General features: G+C 44.2%; 11 protein-coding genes. 4 read left to right on the top strand and 7 right to left on the bottom strand.

The window, feature by feature from the left end; translation table 11 throughout:
• The first annotated feature begins 5 nt into the window (after nucleotides 1-5).
• On the top strand, nucleotides 6-2,156 hold the full coding sequence (locus tag BACINT_RS13280) for a polysaccharide lyase family 8 super-sandwich domain-containing protein (protein ID WP_232288763.1): 2,151 nt from the start codon (nucleotides 6-8) through the stop codon (nucleotides 2,154-2,156).
• Nucleotides 2,157-2,299: 143 nt separating this feature from the next.
• Here BACINT_RS13280 and BACINT_RS13275 read toward each other — a convergent pair whose 3' ends face one another.
• The 6 genes from BACINT_RS13275 to BACINT_RS13250 all read right to left on the bottom strand — a co-directional run bounded on the left by BACINT_RS13275 (nucleotide 2,300) and on the right by BACINT_RS13250 (nucleotide 14,340).
• Nucleotides 2,300-4,291, bottom strand: a complete 1,992-nt coding sequence (locus tag BACINT_RS13275; protein WP_007663923.1) for a glucosamine-6-phosphate deaminase — start codon at nucleotides 4,289-4,291, stop codon at nucleotides 2,300-2,302.
• A gap of 275 nt (nucleotides 4,292-4,566) precedes the next feature.
• Nucleotides 4,567-6,909: a penicillin-binding protein 1C gene (gene pbpC, locus BACINT_RS13270; RefSeq protein ID WP_007663922.1), complete on the bottom strand. Its 2,343-nt coding sequence runs from the start codon at nucleotides 6,907-6,909 to the stop codon at nucleotides 4,567-4,569.
• A 9-nt stretch (nucleotides 6,910-6,918) separates the two neighbouring features.
• On the bottom strand, nucleotides 6,919-12,528 hold the full coding sequence (locus BACINT_RS13265) for an alpha-2-macroglobulin family protein (protein ID WP_007663920.1): 5,610 nt from the start codon (nucleotides 12,526-12,528) through the stop codon (nucleotides 6,919-6,921).
• On the bottom strand, nucleotides 12,525-13,328 hold the full coding sequence (locus tag BACINT_RS13260) for an amidohydrolase (protein ID WP_044155040.1): 804 nt from the start codon (nucleotides 13,326-13,328) through the stop codon (nucleotides 12,525-12,527). Before BACINT_RS13260 ends, BACINT_RS13265 begins: the two co-directional genes overlap by 4 nt.
• Before the next feature lie 178 nt (nucleotides 13,329-13,506).
• Complete coding sequence (locus tag BACINT_RS13255) at nucleotides 13,507-14,061, bottom strand: 1-acyl-sn-glycerol-3-phosphate acyltransferase (protein ID WP_007663916.1); 555 nt, start codon at nucleotides 14,059-14,061, stop codon at nucleotides 13,507-13,509.
• Nucleotides 14,062-14,070: 9 nt separating this feature from the next.
• Complete coding sequence (locus BACINT_RS13250; protein WP_007663915.1) at nucleotides 14,071-14,340, bottom strand: hypothetical protein; 270 nt, start codon at nucleotides 14,338-14,340, stop codon at nucleotides 14,071-14,073.
• A 182-nt stretch (nucleotides 14,341-14,522) separates the two neighbouring features.
• Here BACINT_RS13250 and BACINT_RS13245 point away from each other — a divergent pair, with 182 nt between their 5' ends.
• The 3 genes from BACINT_RS13245 to BACINT_RS13235 all read left to right on the top strand — a co-directional run bounded on the left by BACINT_RS13245 (nucleotide 14,523) and on the right by BACINT_RS13235 (nucleotide 19,112).
• Nucleotides 14,523-16,169 carry a diphosphate--fructose-6-phosphate 1-phosphotransferase gene (locus BACINT_RS13245; protein WP_007663913.1) on the top strand — a complete coding sequence of 549 codons (1,647 nt, stop codon included), beginning with the start codon at nucleotides 14,523-14,525 and terminating at the stop codon, nucleotides 16,167-16,169.
• A gap of 112 nt (nucleotides 16,170-16,281) precedes the next feature.
• On the top strand, nucleotides 16,282-17,142 hold the full coding sequence (locus BACINT_RS13240; RefSeq protein WP_007663910.1) for a glycoside hydrolase family 25 protein: 861 nt from the start codon (nucleotides 16,282-16,284) through the stop codon (nucleotides 17,140-17,142).
• Nucleotides 17,143-17,450: 308 nt separating this feature from the next.
• On the top strand, nucleotides 17,451-19,112 hold the full coding sequence (locus BACINT_RS13235) for an IS1182 family transposase (RefSeq protein WP_007663909.1): 1,662 nt from the start codon (nucleotides 17,451-17,453) through the stop codon (nucleotides 19,110-19,112).
• 259 nt (nucleotides 19,113-19,371) lie between these two features.
• Here BACINT_RS13235 and prmA read toward each other — a convergent pair whose 3' ends face one another.
• Nucleotides 19,372-20,214 carry a 50S ribosomal protein L11 methyltransferase gene (gene prmA / locus BACINT_RS13230; RefSeq protein ID WP_007663908.1) on the bottom strand — a complete coding sequence of 281 codons (843 nt, stop codon included), beginning with the start codon at nucleotides 20,212-20,214 and terminating at the stop codon, nucleotides 19,372-19,374.
• Nucleotides 20,215-20,361 lie beyond the last annotated feature (147 nt).

The following is a 20,361-nucleotide window of genomic DNA, read 5'->3' as shown; positions in this document are numbered from 1 at the left end:
CACATATGATACGCTATGTTTTTGTACTTTTACTTTTCATTTTCATTTTTACTTTGGGATTGAAAGCCGATGATTTATCCATCATCAGGCAGAAGTATATAGAAAGTATATTGTATAAAAACAAATCAGAACAGCAGCTAATACGGCTGATGTGTCAGACTTCGCATGAAAAGATCGTCGGTGATCAGATGGTTGTAGAATTGATGGAACGTTGCCCGATAGAAGTCGGGTACGTTCGTCAATTATTATCAGACTTGAGTGAGGAGGGTAGTTGGAGTGACCTTGATTTTACTAATAGCAAGGCTGCCAGCTGGCTTCCGCGGATCCATGCAGCCCGTGTGCTTGAGCTGACTAAAGTTTATAGTAATCCGGAGCATGATTTTTATAAATCGGCTGAGGTTGCAGAGGCTATCCATAAAGCCATAGGCTATTGGTTTCGAATGAAGCCGATAGCTGCCAATTGGTGGTATAATGAAATTGGTATACCTAAAGTACTGGGAGCTGTGTTTATCTTATTTGAAGATCAATTGTCGACGGAAGAAAAGAAACACGCTATAGAAGTGATGAGTCAGGCAAAGATAGGGATGACAGCTCAAAATAAGGTTTGGTTAGCCGGCAATGTGTTGGTGAAAGGTTTGTTGCTGAATGACCTTCAACTAGTGTGGAAAGCAAGGAATGTTATAAACGATGAGATCAAGATGGCTTATGGTAAATCAGAAGGAATTAAGGTTGATTATAGTTTTCATCAACATGGACCTCAACAGCAGGTCGGGAATTATGGTGCAGCTTATTTGGCTACTATGAGTTTCTGGGCATATATTCTTGATGACACTTCGTTGGCATTGGATGAGGAGCGTTTTCAGATTATAACTAACTATACTAATGAAGGTGTACGGAGAATTCTGTGGAAAAACAAGATGGATGTAAATAATCTCGGAAGACAGCTTTACAAGCAGGCACAGCGAAACAAAGCTTTTTCGAGTTTGTTCTCTGCCAATATGTTGGCGCAGGTGAATAGTAAAGACAGTAATACCTATCAGCTCTTGATTGATGAAAACCTTGGTAATACTCCAACTTCGTTGTTAGGGCAGTATCATTTCTGGAAATCAGATATGACAATCCATCGTTGTCCCACTTGGATGGCATCTGTGAGGATGGCATCGGACAGGGTGATTGGTACAGAGTCGGGCACTGATAATGTAAAGGGGTATTATCTGGCAGACGGTGCTCTCTATACTTATGTGGATGGTGATGAGTATACGGATGTATTTCCTTGTTGGGATTGGCGTAAAGTGCCTGGTGTAACTTGCTATCAAGAAGATAAGGCTGTCCATGTGATGGGATGGCTTGAAAAGCAAAATAAAGGTTCGTTCGTAGGAAATGTGAATGATGGCGTTATTGGTCTTACCTCGATGGATTTAGTAAGGGATGGGCTTTATGCTAGAAAAACATGGATTTTTACACCGGATTATATCTTGTGTTTAGGAGCGGGCATTCGTTCGGATAGCAGTTATCAGGTGAATACTTCTGTAGAGCAGGCTGTGCTGAGAGATGATTTACTACATCTGCATAAAGGGAAGTGGGAGGTTGTGAAGGATTTGAATTTTTCTTGTGAGAATCCCCAGCGCTTCTTTCATCGTCAGACCGGATATATTTTACTGGAAGGTAAAGGGCGTATGTTTTCTGAACATCGTACGAATTTCTGGAATGATATCATGAAGATATATCCTAAAAGTGAATTGCAGACAAAAGATGTATTTACTATCTATATAGATCATGGGATTCTTCCACAAAATGATTCATATCAGTACATAATATTGCCGGCTACCACTCCTAAGCAAGTACAACGCGTTGATTTATCTTCATTCAAAATAATCAGTAATACTAGTCAATGTCAGGCTGTCCAACTGGATCAAGATACATATTTACTTGCATTGTATGAAGCCGGAAGTATTTCCTTGTCCGGTAAACTAAAGTTTGAAAGTGATAAAAAAGGGCTTTTCATTCTGCATACTTATAAGAAGGGGTGGAAAGTATATGCTTCGGACCCAACTCAGACAGAAGCATTTATGGAGGTGACATTTAATGGGGACAAGAGAAAAATCAAATTGCCCGAAGGCGAATATAAGGGAACTGTTGCCATATCCTCCAAATAACCTGTTGAATGAGTCATGGTAGTGAAGAAAATCTTGGTGAGATAGAAATCACACGAAAATGAGGCTGATGAGAATGTTAAATGGAAAAAGGTTGCAGTGTTTTATCACTGCAACCTTTTTCTCTTTATTTCTTTGTTATTGATTTACAACGGAATATATTCTACGAATGCCTCCATTGCTTCGTAAGATGCCAGACCAAGACTGTCATACAATGCAGCAGTACCACGGTTGCGGTCTTCGCTGCGTTGCCAGAACAGACGTTCATCGTTGCCCAGGAACGGTGCACTTTCCATCTGAGACTGGTGTTTCAGGATAGAGTTACGTTTGGCACGGAGTTCTTCAGGACTGATAGGCACTGCCATTTCAATGTTCTCAATTTCCCATTCAGCCCATGCACCGCGATACATCCAGATGCGGCAGTCTTTCAGCCATTTTGCACCTTCTTCTTTTTCCAGGTCGATAGCTGCAAATACGGCATCGGTGCAGACACGGTGTGTGCCGTGCGGGTCGGCAAGGTCGCCGGCAACGAATATCTGGTGAGGTTTCACTTCACGCAACAGGTTACGTACGATTTCCACATCAGCTTCAGTCAGCGGACCTTTCTGAATACGACCGGTTTCATAGAACGGCAGATCAAGGAAATGACAATGATCCAGTGGGATGTTATTGTATGTACAGGCGGTGCGTGCTTCACCACGACGTATCAAACCTTTAATGGTAAGAATATCGCGTGTGTCGATGTCACCGTCTTTTTTCTCTTTCAGGAACTTACGGATCTCTGCATACTTGTCGGTAATCACTTTGTCTTCGCTGTTATTGAAGATTTGATTGAAACCGTTGATAAAGTGCAGGAAACGGATTACTTCTTCGTCACCTACGGCAATGTTACCGGAGGTTTCGTAAGCCACGTGTACATCATGCTTTTGCTCTACCAGACGACGGATGGTACCTCCCATAGAGATAACGTCGTCATCGGGATGCGGAGAGAATACAACGACCCGTTTCGGATACGGTTTTGCGCGTTCGGGACGATAAGTATCGTCTGCATTCGGTTTGCCACCCGGCCAGCCGGTAATGGTATGTTGCAGATCGTTGAATATTTTGATATTTACATTATATGCAGAACCGAACAGAGCCAACAATTCACTTAAACCGTTTTCATTGTAATCCTTATTGGTAAGTTTCAGGATAGGCTTTCCTGTCAGTTGGCACAACCATACGATGGCACTGCGGATCAGTTTGTCGTTCCATTCACATGAAGTCACTAACCACGGACGGTGAATGCGTGTCAGGTTGCCGGCAGCAGAAAGGTCGATAATTACATGGGCATTATTGTGCGTTTGCAGGTAAGATGCCGGAATAGTATCTGTTACTGCACCTTCTACACACTCTTTTACCATTTTGGCCTTATCATCACCCCATGCCATCAAGAAGATTTTCTTGGCAGCCAGAATGGTGGATACACCCATTGTGATAGAGCTGATCGGTGTGCTTTCAATGCTTCCGAACATTTTGGATGCCTCGTTGCGTGAGTCATTGTCCAGCAAAATGAGGCGGGTAGTGGAGTTTAGACGGGAACCCGGTTCATTGAAACCGATGTTACCTACACGACCAATGCCGAGTAATACGGCATCCAGTCCGCCAAAGCTTTCGATGCGCTGCTCGTACAAACGACAATATTCGAAGATAGTATCTTTGGGGATAGTACCGTCCGGACTGAAAATATTCTGCTTGTCGATGTCTACATGATCGAGGAACATTTCTTTCAGGGCATTCAGGTTGCTGTTGATGGCATCTGCTGTGAGCGGATAATATTCGTAAAGGTTGAATATGATAACATTGCGGAAACTCAGGCCTTCTTCTTTATGCATTCGGATGAGGGCTGAATATACATTGCGGGGAGAATTACCGCCCGGCAATGCCAATACGCAAAAACGTCCGGCTTTTTGTTTGTCGCGAATCAGTTGAGCTATTTCGCAGGCAATGTGGTTTGCACCTTCCTCTGCTGATTCGTAGATGTCAGCGGGGATTTTCTCCAGTCGGGTCAATACCGACCTTTCAAATGCATTCTCAGGCCTGTAATACCTGGGGGAGACTCTGTTGAGAGTGATTTGAGAACTAAGATTGGTTTTCATAACTAAATTGGTATTAATAAATTGATTAAAGCTTGTCGCTTCTATGATTTAACAAATATACGAAAAACAAAGTTCACTCATTTAATGGTGTCGGGGCTGTTTTTCGGAACAAGGTGTTTTTTTCTGACACTGTTTCGGGATACAAATGTAGGCACTTTTTGGTAACTATGTACTCACTTCTTTTAGGTATTTTCATTAAAAAGACTAAAATGGAATCTTTTTGTACAAATACATAACCTGTTCGGAGAGGCAGAGATGGGTATGCGTGCCTATTTTTAAAGAGGGTTAATATAAAATGTAGTAGTTACTGTATTTCCTGCACTATCTACCGCTGTCAGCGAGTGTTTTCCGGGTGTGGGTTGCAAAGAAATCTTATGGAAATCCTGCGTCTGCGTCAGATAAGTATTATCAAGATGCCAAAAGATGGTGGTAGCGGGATTACCATGGGCCAGTTCGGCAGTCATATATCCTGGGCTTCCATCCATCTGTTTGGGTAATACAATCCGTGCATTCATGGGCGGGTAGATGAACTGCATTGGTTGGAGGGCATCTTCTCCGCAACCCGGCTTGAAGGGAGGAAGCGGACTGTATTCCGGATGATGTTGTCTGTAATACCATTCCCAGACGGGCGGCAAAGTGAACCAGGATTTCTGGATGGTAGGTTCCAGATTAGCACAATTCTCATAGATACGGTGAGTCTCATCGGCTGAGAGAGTGATGAGGTGATGATAAGGGCAAGCTTCCGTCTTTAATCCGGCGGGAAGAATCAATAAGGTGTCTGTTTCTTCGCAAAATCGGCCTTTCAGGTGCCCGGATTTCCGGCATACTTCAGTCTTAACAAAGACATTTCCCGGACGTTTGAACCATTGTGTAGGAGGAAGCAGGCTGAATATATCAAACAGAACCGGGCCGGCTGTCCGTGCTCCTACAAGACCGGGCTTGCCTTCTCCGGTGGCATTACCCACCCATACACCTATGGCATAGTGAGGAGTGACGCCTACAGCCCAGGCATCGCGGAATCCATGACTCGTTCCGGTCTTCCATGCGATGGGATGCATGGAAGGGATGGATTTCCAGTCTATTTCTTCGGGACGGTTCACTTCGGTTAGAGCATTGAATGTTTGCCATACGGCTCCCGGTTGAAAAATATCCGTTGTCTTTGCAGAAGTGACTGCCTCGGAATTTTCAGAATCTGAAAGCAGTAAACTACATTCCGTTTGTGGAAGTTGCAATAAACTCCGTCCCATGTATGCGTATGTATTGGTTACATCCCATAGGGTGGCTTCCGCTCCGCCTAAGATAAGTGATAAACCATAATGGGAGGCGGGGCGGTTGATTGTCTTCAAACCTATTTGCCTCAGGAAAGTGTGAAACTTGGGAGCACCATATTTTTGCAGCATCGTTACTGCCGGAATGTTTAGTGAACGAGCAAGTGCTTCTGAAGCAGGAACAGCACCTTCGAACTGCAAACTGAAGTTTTGAGGTGTAAAGCCATTAATATTAATGGGTATATCAGGCAGTAATGTATGAGGCAGCAGGCTGCCTTCCTGCAACATGGCATAATATAGAAATGGTTTCAGAATACTTCCCGTGCTTCTGGGTGCCTGAATTACATCTACCTGGTTACCGCTTTGTTTCCGTTTGAAGTTTACATTGCCGCAATAAGCTACTACCTGATTGGTCTGGATATCGATTACCAGAATAGCCAGGTTGCGTATATCACTCCGGTTAAATTCATTACTCCAACGCTCGGCTGCGTTCTCTATCTGGGTTTGAATACCTCTGTCGATGGTTGACACAGAATATTTCCCATTCCGTTCCTGATAGAAGCGACTGACTAGATGAGGGGCTATTTGAGGGAGAGGATGAGGCTCATCGGGTAATGGTTCGCTGATAGCCAGTTCGTAAGTGGAACTATCTATAATCTTTCGTCCATATAATTGTTTCAGCAGACGGTTTCTCTTATTGAGCAATGATTGTCGTGATTTGGAAAGGTGAATCATGGCGGGTGCATTTGGAAGTACCGCCAGCATAGCTGCTTCCGCCCAGGAAAGTTCTTCGGCCGAATGTCCGAAATATCGCCAGGCAGCGGCATCGAGTCCTACTACATTTCCTCCGAAAGGAGCGTGTGAAACGTACATGGACAAGATTTTCTCTTTTGAAGCACGAAATTCAAGTCGGGTGGCCAGGATCATTTCTATGAACTTTTCTCCAAAAGTACGCGATTTGTTTCTTGCCAGACGGATTGTTTGCATGGTGAGGGTACTTCCTCCACTTACAATGCGCTTATTCTTTAGGTTTTGGTAGGCGGCTCTGCCCGTGGAGACAGGATTGACTCCCCAATGGTGATAGAAATGCCTGTCTTCGAAAGTGATGAGACATTGCTTTATTTTCTCCGGAGTAGTGTTCCGGGGCGGAAAACGCCATTGACCGTCAGATGCAATGCGTGCGCCCAGTAATTCACCGTTCCGGTCAGTGACAACGGTGGAGTAGGGCACATGGAAAAGTTGCCGGGGAAGACAAAAGATATAGGCTATCACCAGAATTGTAATAAGTATGAATATTACTTTTCTGGTGATAGACAGTTGTTTGAAGTACTTTATAATCTTAGCTCCCATGAAACGAACTTAACGGCTGACAGTCGTTCTTCCCGCCTTGGTTCGTGCCTGTGCCGAACCGTCATACATGGCTTCGCACTGGATAGCCGGTAAAATGAAATTACCTGCATACGTAGCTTGCAGTCTTATGGTGAACTTTTTCAGCTCGCTGCGACGCAAGTCGAAATAGGTCAATATACGGTCGTCACGAATATCCTGGTAGGTATACTCACGGGTAGGTGTCGCTTCCGGAGTCATCAACCGGTCATTGTAAATCTCCCAACCTGACGGCAGGATATGTGTTAATGCCAGATTACTGTAAGCGGTGGTTCCACTGATATTACCTACGGTGATGACTGCCATAAAGTCTGTTCCCTGCTTGATATCATCTATGGATATCGTCGCTCCGTTCATATCCGTATATTTTACGTCCAGGCGGAGGTTATTGGATATTGCGGGTAACGTGTCATTAAGTAATTGCGTGCGTGTAATGAGGTCCACACTTAATGCACCTTTACCTTCATTCTTTATTATAATATTACCCGAAGCCGGTGAAGTGGACAGTTCCTTTGTAAATACAGCCTTGGCTGATTTTACTACGGGTTGCTGTTTCCCGTTCCAGGTCCAAGTGAAGTCCAGAGTACCTGAAAGTTTCTCAGCCAGACGTCCCATCGCCATCAATGAGAAAGCAGTGGACTGTGTACTGAACCAATTCTCTTCGGCCAAATTCTTGGATACCTTCTTCGCCTGTTGCAATGCCGCCTGGTCGCGGTTCATCAGGAGTAAAGTTTCCAGTATCATAGCTTCGTCACGATCATACGAACCGTAGATGTAGTTCTGTGAAGAATAGGGGGCAATGGTGGTTTCCGCCTTAAATACCAATTCTTCCGCCGGTTTCATCTTACCCGTCAGGGCATAAGCGGCTGCCAGTCTCCATTTGGCTTGCAGAGGCAGGTTAGCTTGTTCTTTCATCCGGTTCATGGCACCCTGCTCAGGTGCACCGGCTAATGCCAGTGTGTACAACCTGTATGCCTGTTGCACTCCCGTTTGCCAGTAACCCCAACTGTCATCTTGATCCGGCATCCGCCAGTTCTGGGCAGCAGCACGTTGGAAGCGTTTCCACTTATTCAGTACATTCGAGTTGACAGCGTAGCCTTTCTCCTGTGCCAGTATGAGGAACATGCCCGCATAAGAAGTAATCCACTCATCAGCACTGGCATTCCCCGGCCAGTATACAAAACCGCCATTCGGAATTTGGCGTGCATAGAGTTGCCGTATCGCTTCCTGTACGTTAGTTTTAATCTTTTGAGCTTCTTCCTCATCCACAGCTTTAAACTGGCTGACGAATAATAGCGGTAGAGCTTTGGAAGTCAGCTGTTCCGTGCAATGATGCTGATAATTATACAGGTAGTCGAACCTGCGGCTGATATCTACCGAAGGAATGCGTGAAACTTCCAGCAGCATACGGCTGCTTGCTGGAGAAGCACCATTCAATGCATAAGGAAGTGTTACACTTTCTCCTTTTTCCACCCATTGACTGTTACGGAAGGTCACTGCCGGATTCGGGTTCCGGACTTCGATTTCAATGGTCTCTTTCGCCTGCTGGCTGCCACCGCTGGCAGTGATATGTATCGTTGCTTTTCCTGTTTTATTTCCGGTCTTTATCTTAAAGTAAACGAGTTGGTCACCCGGTTGACTGAAAGTAATAGATTGTTTATTGGGATCGATTACCTGCACACCTCCACCTGAAGCCTGGATGGATACCGATACACTCTTCACTTCCTTCTCCATGGCGAAAACATTCACCGGAACGGTAATCTCTTCTTGTGTGCTCAGCACACGGGGTAGTGTGGACAACAACATCAATGGTGTCCGCACGAAAGAAGTCTTTTCCGCTTTTCCGTATGCTCCGTCTTGCCCCGCTACCACCATCGTACGTACAGAACCTACGTACATCGGTAGTTTCAGCGTGTGCGTCTTCTGTTTTCCTTTATCCAGATAGAACGGACCGATAAATTTCACTACCGGCTTAAAGCGGTTCGCTTTTGCATCGGCCGGTTTCAATGTCTCATCACCGCCCGTACTGAACAATGAACTGTAGCGTCCGGCAGATGCTCCGAGTACATCGTCATACATATCCCAGGTGCGGATGCCCAATGCTTCGCGGGCATAGAATTCATTCCACGGATCGGGAGTCTTGAAATTAGTCAGGTCGAGTAATCCGTCGTCTACAATGGCCAATGTGTAGGTCATCTGCTTGCCGCTTTTTTCACTGACGGTAACGGTGAAGTCCGTTTCCGGCCGCAGCACTTCCGGCATTTTAATTTGCGGTTGCAATATTGTTTGTTTATTAGTCACCAATACCGGAACCACACCGTACATACGTATCGGCAAATCGTTCACTGTCTGTGCATGAGGTTGCAACAGGCTGATGTGCAGGTAAACGTTCGGCGCCATTTCCGGAGTCACTTTGAAAGAATACTTTGTGTCTCCGTTGTTGGAAACTTCAATCCATTCACGTTGCAGAACGGTTGAACCGTTTTCCAGGGCTACCAATGCACGTCCTCCCGCAGCGGCAGGAATGATGGCTGTTGCCGTTTCACCTATTTCATACGAGTCTTTATCCAGAGAGAAAGCAAGCATTTTAATGCCGCTGGGGTCTGTCTTGCTTGAACGTCCGCGCCAATCCGGCCAGTCTATATAAACAGTTCCACCGGTGGCATGCCCACTTTCCTTATCTTTTACATAAACCAGGTAACGTCCCCAGTCCGGATAATTTACCCGGAATTTGAAGGTTGCCTTTCCGCCTGTAGTCTGTATATTGCCACTGGCTACGGGAGTGATGGAGCTACTGTTGACGTATGTTCCGAATGATTCGTCCCGGTTTTCCCACCACCAGCTCCAGGAGATGCGGTAAATCTTATATTCCAGATTGGAGCGGTTCACTACTTGTCCTTCTGCATTTACGGTGACAATGTCGAATACATGATCTTGGTCTGTCTCGATGTATTTTCCTTTCGGCTGGTTCAGATTAATACCCACATAAGATGAGAATGGAGAGAACGGAATGCTTTGCGTGTAAATACTGGCATCTCCTCCCGGTTCGAATACACGGCTGGTTAAGGTTGCATTCAGCATTCCCGGGGCATTGGTGGCAGCCGGAAGTTTCAACATAAAGTTGGCTTTTCCTTCCGCATCCAATGTTCCGTCGAATACATCGTTTTTCACAGTTGTAAATTCGGTAGCCGGATTATTGAATATGTATTGCCCGTAGTTCTTAAATTGCGTATTTACTTTTGACAGGGACATTTCCACTTTGGTTTTCAACCGTGAAGCTGTGGCGCCTGTCAGCCATGTGGAAGTAAGCATTACGGGCATCTCTTTGGTGGAGGCTTGTATCACTTTCTCCGGCAGTTTCAGATTAATTTTCAGGCGGTTTGGCTTCACTGTTTCTATGCGGAGGCTTTTGTGGAAAGCGGTTCCACCTACTTTGACGTAAGCATTCCATAATCCCGTCGGGTCTTCGGGGCGTGTCGGCAGGTCAAATGTGTAGAAACCGTTTACACCTTGCGTAGAGATCATTTTGGTATAGAATTGTCCTCTCGGATTATACAATTCCAATGCTACGGGGTGTTTATCCGGAATCCTTTTTTCACGGTCTTCCATAATAAAGCTTACATGCAGCGTATCTCCCGGTCGCCATACCCCTCTTTCGCCATAGACGAATCCCTTCAATCCTTTCTGAATGTCTTTTCCGCCTACATCGAACCGGCTGACAGATTGTTCTTCGCCATCTGCCACACGAACGTAAGCTTTCTGCTTCTCTACTTCGGTTACCACAATGAAAGGAACACCTTGCGGAGTGATTTCCGTAAATCCTTCACTATTCGTTTCACCGGTTCCGATGACTTGCAACTGGAAGTTGTAAACAGTTACTTTAGCTTTCTCCATCGGTTTGGTATCTAGGATATTGCTTACGGCAATCCATAGCTTGTTCAGTGAATTCCGTTTTACAATCATTCCTATATTGGAGGCAAATACGTTGCACGATGCTGCCCGGTCAGAGTCCATATAGTAGGAGGGATGGCAAGGATTGTTACGTTCCCGCCAGTTATACTGACTCCAGTCCATCTTTATGTTACCATTATAGTAGAAATAAGTTTCCGGGGTATCCCATTCTGCTTCATTTTCTTCGAAAGTACTATTTCCGCTGACTTTCGTCAATCCCTCTGAAACAGTATTGTCTGCAAAGCTCATCACTTGTTTTTCTGTCCCGCTGCAAGGATAAGCAGAGTATTCTTGCCGGAAAGAAAGTATGACACGGTAGATAGCACCCGGTTCCTGCCGAATCAGTCCGGCAAGGTCTATTGAATAGTCTTCCCATCGGTGTACATCTTTTGTGCTGTCCTTACTCAGCCACAATGTGTTTTGGTAAACCAATCGTCCGGAACGGCGCAGTTCACTGGCGGATGAAAGCGTATTGGTCTGCATGAACATCAGTACATTGTTTTCAAAAATACGGATCACGCTTAAATCTACCGCATAGAGATTGACTGCCCGGAACGGGATGATCAAACTTTTGGAGTCGGGCAGGATAGCGGCTGATGTAGACATACTCACTTGTGGTTTCAGATTCAGTTCGCTGAATGCGATGGAGTGTGATGTTCCGAGCGATTTATCCCGGCTGTTTTTCACTCCTTCATGTATCTTCAAAGTCAGTTTGCTCAGTTGGTTGGCTTCAAAGTAGATGTATACTTTATTATTCTCCACTTGAAATATAGAAGATGATACTTCGGGGATTTCAATCAATCCGTTCAGGTCTTGTGTGGTAGAAACAGGATCGGAGAATACTATTTCAATTCCATTTTCCGGTTCGTCAATGCGTTTGGCAGAGAGGAAACGGAAATCATTCTTGGCAGGGATCAGTACGTTTTCTGCCAGTTTGCGGTCGATTCCTGCAGGACTGCCATTAGCGGTGATTTCCAACTGATAGTCTTCTGCTTCGCGAATGACACCGGCTATTTCAAACAGGTAGCGTGTCGGATGATCTGTCGGAGTGATACTGACCGGATAGCTTTGGCCGTTTCCACCTTTGGCAGAGAGCATTTTCTCAACTGCTTCTTTGGAAGTGGCATCACTGAAACGTACTTCACCTTTCAGCGTCACCAGGTCGCCATGGCTATCTACGTCGATGGTTGTCAGCGGTTCAACATATAGTGTGAAATTGGGCTCCTGTACTCTGAAAGAGAATTTGAATTCTTTCAGGCGACTGTCCACTTCTACAAACCGACCTAATTGGAATGTACCTTCATAGAATTCTCCCGGCTTTAAAGTTCCTGGTTCAGGAACGAATTCAATCGTATTGTTGCTGACCCAATAGGCTTTACCCTTCAGAGATGGGGAGAAACTGAATGGATTTTCTTTCAGTTCATTGTTCAAATCTACCATAGGCTGATCTTGTGTCAGTTCTATGCGTATATTCGAAGTCTGCGAGATAACTCCTCCCGTATATGCATTCACAAAAGGTGCATACTCGGCAGAAGGAACAATATCCTTTTTGCTGTTTGCGCAAGAGGAAAAAACTGCGATAGTCAGTAACAGAAAGAATAGCTTGTCAGCTATACGGTGTTTAGTTCTCATTCGTTCCATAATCTAATTGAAAAAGCGTCCGCATCTTTCCATGCGGGAAATTTTTGTCTAAATTCTCTCAGTACAGAGAGGTCGAGAGTTGCGGTGGTGGTTCCTTCTTCATAGTCGGGCACGCTGGTAAGCAAATCGCCCTTTGGCGAATAAATGACACTGCCGCCACTATATGGCATTTGATTTCCATCCGTACCAATGCGATTGACACCGCAAACATAACTAATATTTTCGAGTGCACGGGCTTGCAACAAAATATCCCACACCCGACGGCGGGGAACGGGCCAGTTGGCAACGTATATCAGAAGATCATATTCATTATTTACGTTCCGGCTCCATACCGGGAAGCGAAGGTCATAGCAGACCAGCAGCAGTATATTCCACCCTCGGTAGGAGATGACAGGGCGTTGGCTACCTGCTGTAAAATGCTCCGTTTCCTGGCCCATGCGAAAAAGGTGTCGTTTATCGTAGTAATAAGCTTCTCCTTCAGGAGTCAGGAAAAAAGCACGATTGTAGCAGGGGAGGGCTTGGAGAGAGGTGCTGCTTTCATCACAGGCTATGTAACTGCCCGTAATAGCCAAATGGAATTCTGCTGCCCACTGACGCAGGGTGGAAATTGTTTCACCTGATACCGGCTCAGCCAGTCTCCGGCTATCCATACTGAAACCGGTAGAGAAAGTTTCGGGCAAGACAACAATCTCCGCTTCTCCACGGAGCTTTATCAGCTTTTCCCGGAGCAAGCGGAGATTTTCTTGTTTATCTTCCCAAACAATATCTGTTTGTAATAGAGTTACACGCATACTATAAAAATCTGTTTTAGTCCTATCCATTGAAGGAAGAGAATTCTTCCTCCTACCAAGTCCGTGTCAAGGCCGTACCAAGTCCATACCAAGTCCGTAGTTATAGATACGGAGCAAACACGGACTTGATATGGTTCGGGTCATATCCGTATAATTTGCGTAATCCTGCAGTTGAAACTTAAATGTTTCCTAAAGCAAAGTTTTTCGGGTTCTTTCCTTTGAAATCTTTATAATAGAGCTTTACCTCGCGCATATCCTTTTCGATATCTCCCGACGGCATGATCGCCTTTGTCGCAGAAATCGTTTTGGTGGTATAATCAATACCTATCATTACAATAGGCACTTGCGCTTTCAATGCAATAAAATAAAATCCTTTTTTCCAATTCGGATTTGCCTTACGGGTGCCTTCCGGTGTAATGGCAAGCTGGAATTTCTTGCTTCTGGCGAATCTTGCCGCCATCTGGTCTACTAATGATGTTTTACGTCCCCGATCCACCGGTATGCCACCCACGGCTTTGAATATTAGTCCCAGCGGAAAGAAGAACCATTCTTTTTTCATCATGAAGCAGGTTTTCCGCCCGATAGCTCCGTAAAATAGTTTGCCGATAAATAAATCCCAATTAGATGTATGAGGTGCTGCAGTTATCACACATTTATCATAATCCGGCACCGTCACGTTTGTCTTCCATCCCAAAATGCGATAGTAGATAAAGCTATATATTGCTTTTTTCATTCCCGGTGCTTACTTCAGATTACCGATAGCGTCAATAATTGCGTCTACTTCCTTATTGAAGTCTTCGCGGAATTTCTTGTAGAAACCTTTTACATTTCCCGGCTCGGTATGGCTGATGCGGCTGATAAATTCATCTTGCATACTTAGGATTTTACCCATCAGTTCGTCAGCTTTTGCTTTATCGGTTCCGGGTACGTATAAGCTATTTACCAAACACTCCATGAACAGTTCACCTGCGATATAATTGACGTTTTTCTTAAGTTCTCTTCTACTTGCCATAATCTTTACGTTTTAAGTGAATAAATTGAAATATTTCCGGTAAAGATAAGTACTTTCCACGGTATAAACCAACATTTCATATTTTTTTTGATGTGCGCTTCCTTTCATAATTCAGAAAAAAACACGAAATTTGCGACGCTTTTGAACGAAACTTTACTAACACCTTTAAATAATTAGATAAAATGACAAAAAGTGCATTGCAAATTGCAAGGGCTGCTTATCAGCCCAAACTTCCGAAAGCGCTGAAGGGTGCCGTTAAGGCGGTAGCTGGAGCAGCTACTCAATCTGTAGCCGATCAGGAAGCTATCCAAAAGTTGTTCCCTAATACGTACGGAATGCCTTTGATCAAGTTTGAGGCTACTGACGAAGTGGTTAACTTCCCTGCTATGAATGTGGGCGTTATCCTTTCCGGTGGTCAGGCTCCCGGCGGTCACAATGTGATTTCCGGTATTTTCGACGGTATCAAGAATTTGAATAAAGACAGTAAGTTATATGGTTTCATCCTTGGCCCCGGCGGTTTGGTAGATCATAACTATATGGAGCTGACTTCAGACATCATTGACGAATACCGTAACACAGGTGGTTTCGATATCATCGGTTCCGGTCGTACCAAATTGGAGAAAGAAGACCAGTTTGAAAAAGGTCTGGAAATCCTGAAGCAACTTGATATCAAAGCATTGGTTATTATCGGTGGTGACGACTCAAACACGAATGCCTGCGTACTGGCTGAATATTATGCAGCTAAGAAGTGTGGAGTACAGGTAATCGGTTGTCCGAAGACTATCGACGGTGACTTGAAGAACGAAATGATTGAAACTTCTTTCGGTTTCGACACTGCTTGTAAGGTTTACTCTGAAGTTATCGGTAACATTCAACGCGACTGTAACTCTGCTCGCAAATACTGGCACTTCATCAAGTTGATGGGACGTTCTGCTTCTCACATTGCATTGGAATGTGCTTTGCAGGTGCAACCTAACGTTTGTATCGTATCAGAAGAAGTTGAGGCAAAAGATATGTCTTTGGACGATGTCGTAACTTACATTGCACAGGTAGTAGCCAACCGCGCTGCTCAAGGCAACAACTTCGGTACAGTTTTGATTCCTGAAGGTCTGATTGAATTCATCCCGGCTATGAAACGTCTGATCGCTGAGTTGAACGACTTCCTTGCTGCCAATGCTGAGGAATTCTCTCAGATTAAGAAATCTCACCAACGTGATTATATCATCCGCAAACTGTCTCCGGAAAATTCTGCTATCTATGCCAGCCTGCCCGAAGGCGTTGCACGTCAGCTGACGCTGGATCGCGACCCGCACGGAAACGTACAGGTATCTCTGATTGAAACAGAAAAACTGTTGTCGGAAATGGTGGCTACTAAGCTCGCTGCATGGAAAGAAGAAGGTAAATTTGTTGGTAAGTTCGCTTCTCAACATCACTTCTTCGGTTATGAAGGCCGTTGCGCTGCTCCGTCTAACTACGATGCTGACTATTGCTACTCACTGGGTTATACAGCTGCTTCTCTGATTGCTAACGGCAAGACTGGTTATATGTCTTCTGTACGCAACACTACAGCTCCTGCTGACCAATGGATTGCAGGTGGTGTGCCCATCACGATGATGATGAACATGGAACGCCGTCACGGTGAAATGAAACCGGTTATCCAGAAAGCTCTGGTGAAACTGGATGGTGCTCCATTCAAGGCATTTGCTGCTCAGCGCGATCAGTGGGCTATCACTACAGACTATGTATATCCGGGACCGATTCAGTACTTCGGACCTACAGAAGTTTGTGACCAGCCGACAAAGACTTTGCAGTTAGAGCAAGCTAAATAAATCAGCAAGCTAACGAAAAGTGAATAAGAAGAACGCAAATTACATGAATTACACAAATTTGAATAATCTATTTGCGTAATTTGTGTGATTTGCGTTCTATTTTAACTAATGCATGGCAACTAAAACTAATTCTACACCTCGTCGAAAACCAACTTCCCGTTCTGCTGTACCTGCTGCACGCCGCGGTAAGAAAAAGAGCAAAGAACGTATCATGCCCACATGGTTGCGTACTATACTTGCTGTTGGGATTATTGCTGTGTTTTCTGTCGGGTTTTATTGGTTTTTCATTCGCCCGTATGCTTATCGCTGGAAGCCTTGTTATGGTCAGAAAGGATATGGTGTCTGTATGCCCTGTGACTATGAAGTGCATGGCATTGATATCTCCCATTATCAAGGTAGTATAGATTGGGTACAACTGACATCTAATAAAACAACCAAATTTCCTATCCATTTTGTCTTTATGAAAGCCACTGAGGGTGGTGACCATGCTGACGATACTTTCCCGTTCAATTTTGATCAGGCACATCGTTATGGTTTTATCCGTGGGGCTTACCATTTCTTTTCTCCCAAAACAGATCCCCATAAGCAAGCTGATTTCTTTATCCGTACGGTTCAGCTTATTCCCGGTGATCTCCCCCCTGTACTTGATGTCGAAACTATTGGTAAAAGTACGCCCCATGACCTGAAGATTGCCGTTAAAACCTGGCTCGACCGTGTAGAGTCGCATTATGGTGTGAAACCTATTCTTTATACTTCCTATAAATTTAAAAGCCGCTATCTTAATGATTCGGTATTCAATACGTATCCCTACTGGATTGCTCATTATTACGTAGATTCCGTCAAGTACGAAGGTCCCTGGCACTTCTGGCAACATACTGATGTAGGCAATGTTCCGGGCATTAAGGAAGAAGTTGACTTGAACGTATTTAATGGCTCATTGGAACAATTGCAGGCTCTCACTTTACAAAAATAATTTGGTTGAAAGTTCTCTCTTTTTATATCTGATGTTTTTTAGCCTTTTTTCCCCGTGTAAACGATAAGATTGCCATAGTTGTTTGTTTTAATCATAAGGTATTAACGGGTTTTACATAAGGTATGATTCTGTTTTCTCTTAAGGAACATCCTGTTCACTCTTAGGAATAATTGGATGTCAACCTTGCTTGAAGAGGTTGTGTCAAAACTCTGGCACAACCTTTTTTATGCACAAAGCCCAGACTTTCGCAAGCCCGGGCTTTGCTATTCCCCAAAGTTTTTGTATCTTTAGGCATAAAGTATTTCGTTATGGCAAAGTTACATTTTCGTCCTTACATTCCCAACCAAACCGTTCTTTTTCCTCAAAGAATTGATGAAAACATTGCGTCGAACGACCCGGTTCGCATAGTTAACACAGTTGTTGATACTCTCGATCTTGAAGGTTTCAATAAACTTTATAAAGAAACCGGCCGCTGTCCTTATCATCCTAAAATGATGCTTAAGGTAATTATCTACGCCTACATGAATAATATCTATTCGTGCCGTAAAATAGAGAAGCTTCTCTTGCGTGACATTCATTATATCTGGCTTGCCGGTAATGAGCATCCGGATTTTATCACCATCAATCGTTTTCGTAACCGTGTAAAGGAGGAGATAAATAATGTATTCACCCAGTTAGTTCTTGTCCTTGCCGACAAAGGTTTCATCAGTCTTGAGGTGGAGTATATCGACGGCACTAAGATTGAATCCAAAGCCAACAAATATACTTTTGTCTGGCGCAAGAGTGTTGAAAAGCACCGCACGAAGTTGCTGGACAAGATTCGTATCCTTCTGGAACAGGTGGACGAAGCCATTGCACAAGAAAACTCCGTAAAAGACACACCCGCCCAATTCACTCCCGCCATGCTCTCTGACATAGTGGATGAACTTAAAGAAGTCCTAGAACACCAGCCTGCGACAAAGGATAAGGAACAAAAGAAAGCCCTGCGCGAAAAGAAGAAACAGCTCAAGGAACTTGAAGGGTATCGTGACAAGCTGATGGAATACGACAATCATCTTGACACTCTTGGAGAACGTAATTCCTATTCCAAGACTGATCCTGATGCCACATTCATGCGTATGAAAGAAGACGCCATGAAGAACGGGCAGACCAAGCCCGGATATAATTTGCAAATAGGTACTGAAAACCAATTTCTCATAGACTTCCGACTGTTTCCCAACCCTACCGATACACTGACGCTCATTCCTTTCTTCCACTCCTTCCAACATCGCTATAACCGCTTACCCGCTGTCGGGGTGGCAGACTCCGGTTACGGCTCAGAAGAAAATTACCGGTTCATGCAGGAGAACGGGATAGAAGCCTTTGTCAAGTATAACTTCTTCCATAAAGAACAGCGTCCCCGTTATACTCCCAATCCGTTCCATGCGGAAAGTCTCCATTACAATACAGAAGAGGATTATTACGTTTGCCCTATGGGGCAGCGCATGAACCGTATAGGGACCAGACGTGACAAAACTGCAAGCGGATACATCACCGAAAGTGCACGTTATAAAGCACAAAATTGCGAGGGTTGTCCTTTGCGTGGCAGTTGCTTTAAAGCCCAGGGAAATCGTATTATAGAAGTCAATCACCGGTTAAACCAATACAAACGGCAGGCACGGGAAAAATTGCTCTCAGAGGAAGGTATCAAGCATAGAGGCAGGAGGTGTATAGAACCGGAAGCTGTGTTTGGACAAATGAAATACAACATGGCATACCGCCGGTTCAGACATAAAGGAGAAGACAAGGTTACGATGGACTTTGCTTTCTTTGCTATAGCTTTTAATATCAAAAAAATGTGCGCTAAACTACTAAAAGCAGGAAAGGGAGGGACTGCACGCATTATATGTATTCTTATCAGAACAATTATGACGCAATATACGAGGAATATAGCCGCGTATTACCAAATTAGTGAAAAAAGAGTCGCATAGAGAAAAAAACATTTAAATATAAAAAAAGGAGATGTGCCTTAGTTTTGACACATCTCCATCAAGCAAGGTTGACAGGCCTGTTGACCAAGGTTAACACCCAATAGGATTTACTATGAAGTTGTAAAAAGAGTAGGGCAAAGTCAAATGCTTCCTTGTCTGTTGTCTGATTGTGTAGATATGAATCAGACGGTGCTTCATAGTAGAACACAAATTACGCAAATTACACAAATAAAGTGCTGCGCTACTGGATGAGTAAGTGCTAAAGTTTGAACTTTACTGCTGCCCAACGATTTTTCTCCTGATGGTGTACAAATTGCAATCCATTACGTTCAGCTTCTGCCTGAATCAATGGAATGTCATCTACATAAAAACCGCTCATATACAGTTCTGAGCCCGGATGCATACAGCGCACATATTGTTTCATGTCATTTAGCAGAATATTACGGTTGATGTTGGCAATAATCACATCAAACGGACCTAGCCCATTCAGAGAAGAAGCATCCCCTTGTGATACGGAGATTTTGTCTACATGGTTCAGTTCAATATTTTCAAGGGAATTGCGTACACACCATTCATCAATATCGATAGCGGTGCAAGGTGCAGCACCACGCATGCGGGCAAGAATGGCAAGGATAGAAGTACCGCACCCCATATCGAGTAAAGACTTTCCTTGCAGGTCACTGTCCAGCAGTTCACCGATGATGAGACTGGTAGTTTCGTGGTGACCCGTACCGAAAGCCATTTGCGGATTGATTACGATGTCATATTCAGTTTGGGGAACATCGTGATGGAAAGTGCTGTGAATGACGCAACGGTCACCAATAACAATCGGTTGAAAGAAATTCTTTTCCCATTCCTCGTTCCAATCTTTGTCTTCAGCTTCTGTAAAAGTATATTCAATTTTTGTATCCGGTAGGGGGAATTCAGCAATAGCTGTTTTTACAGTTGTCTCATCATACAAATCCTTTTGTATGTAGGCAGCAATACCGTCTTCTTGTTCTACAAAACTCTCAAAACCTGCATCACCCAGAATGGCGGCAAGCACATCGTTCACTGTTTCAGTGCAAGGGGAAGTGCGGAAAGTAAATTCTAAATATTTCATTGGAATACAATATATTGTTAAATACAAAGAGGGTCCCGATGAGGTGAACCGGTTTCTTTGTATATTTGTTTATTAGGCGCAAAGATAGTGCAAATCGAATGCAGAACTTTCATGCTTGCATGAAAAAGTTATGTTGGGGTGCAGCTT

The sequence above is a fragment of the Bacteroides intestinalis DSM 17393 genome, from assembly GCF_000172175.1.
GTDB classification, from domain to species: domain Bacteria; phylum Bacteroidota; class Bacteroidia; order Bacteroidales; family Bacteroidaceae; genus Bacteroides; species Bacteroides intestinalis.
Note: the sequence above shows the minus strand (reverse complement) of the source record. Positions and strands in the feature narration are given on the sequence as shown.

Bases quoted from the DNA above. Each gene is read 5' to 3' on its own strand.
- BACINT_RS13275 (WP_007663923.1), bottom strand. From the start codon at position 4,291: ATGAAAACCAATCTTAGTTCTCAAATCACTCTCAACAGAGTCTCCCCC.
- BACINT_RS13280 (WP_232288763.1), top strand. From the start codon at position 6: ATGATACGCTATGTTTTTGTACTTTTACTTTTCATTTTCATTTTTACT.
- BACINT_RS13265 (WP_007663920.1), bottom strand. From the start codon at position 12,528: ATGAGAACTAAACACCGTATAGCTGACAAGCTATTCTTTCTGTTACTG.
- BACINT_RS13235 (WP_007663909.1), top strand. From the start codon at position 17,451: ATGGCAAAGTTACATTTTCGTCCTTACATTCCCAACCAAACCGTTCTT.
- BACINT_RS13240 (WP_007663910.1), top strand. From the start codon at position 16,282: ATGGCAACTAAAACTAATTCTACACCTCGTCGAAAACCAACTTCCCGT.
- BACINT_RS13260 (WP_044155040.1), bottom strand. From the start codon at position 13,328: ATGCGTGTAACTCTATTACAAACAGATATTGTTTGGGAAGATAAACAA.
- BACINT_RS13255 (WP_007663916.1), bottom strand. From the start codon at position 14,061: ATGAAAAAAGCAATATATAGCTTTATCTACTATCGCATTTTGGGATGG.
- prmA (WP_007663908.1), bottom strand. From the start codon at position 20,214: ATGAAATATTTAGAATTTACTTTCCGCACTTCCCCTTGCACTGAAACA.
- BACINT_RS13245 (WP_007663913.1), top strand. From the start codon at position 14,523: ATGACAAAAAGTGCATTGCAAATTGCAAGGGCTGCTTATCAGCCCAAA.
- BACINT_RS13250 (WP_007663915.1), bottom strand. From the start codon at position 14,340: ATGGCAAGTAGAAGAGAACTTAAGAAAAACGTCAATTATATCGCAGGT.
- pbpC (WP_007663922.1), bottom strand. From the start codon at position 6,909: ATGGGAGCTAAGATTATAAAGTACTTCAAACAACTGTCTATCACCAGA.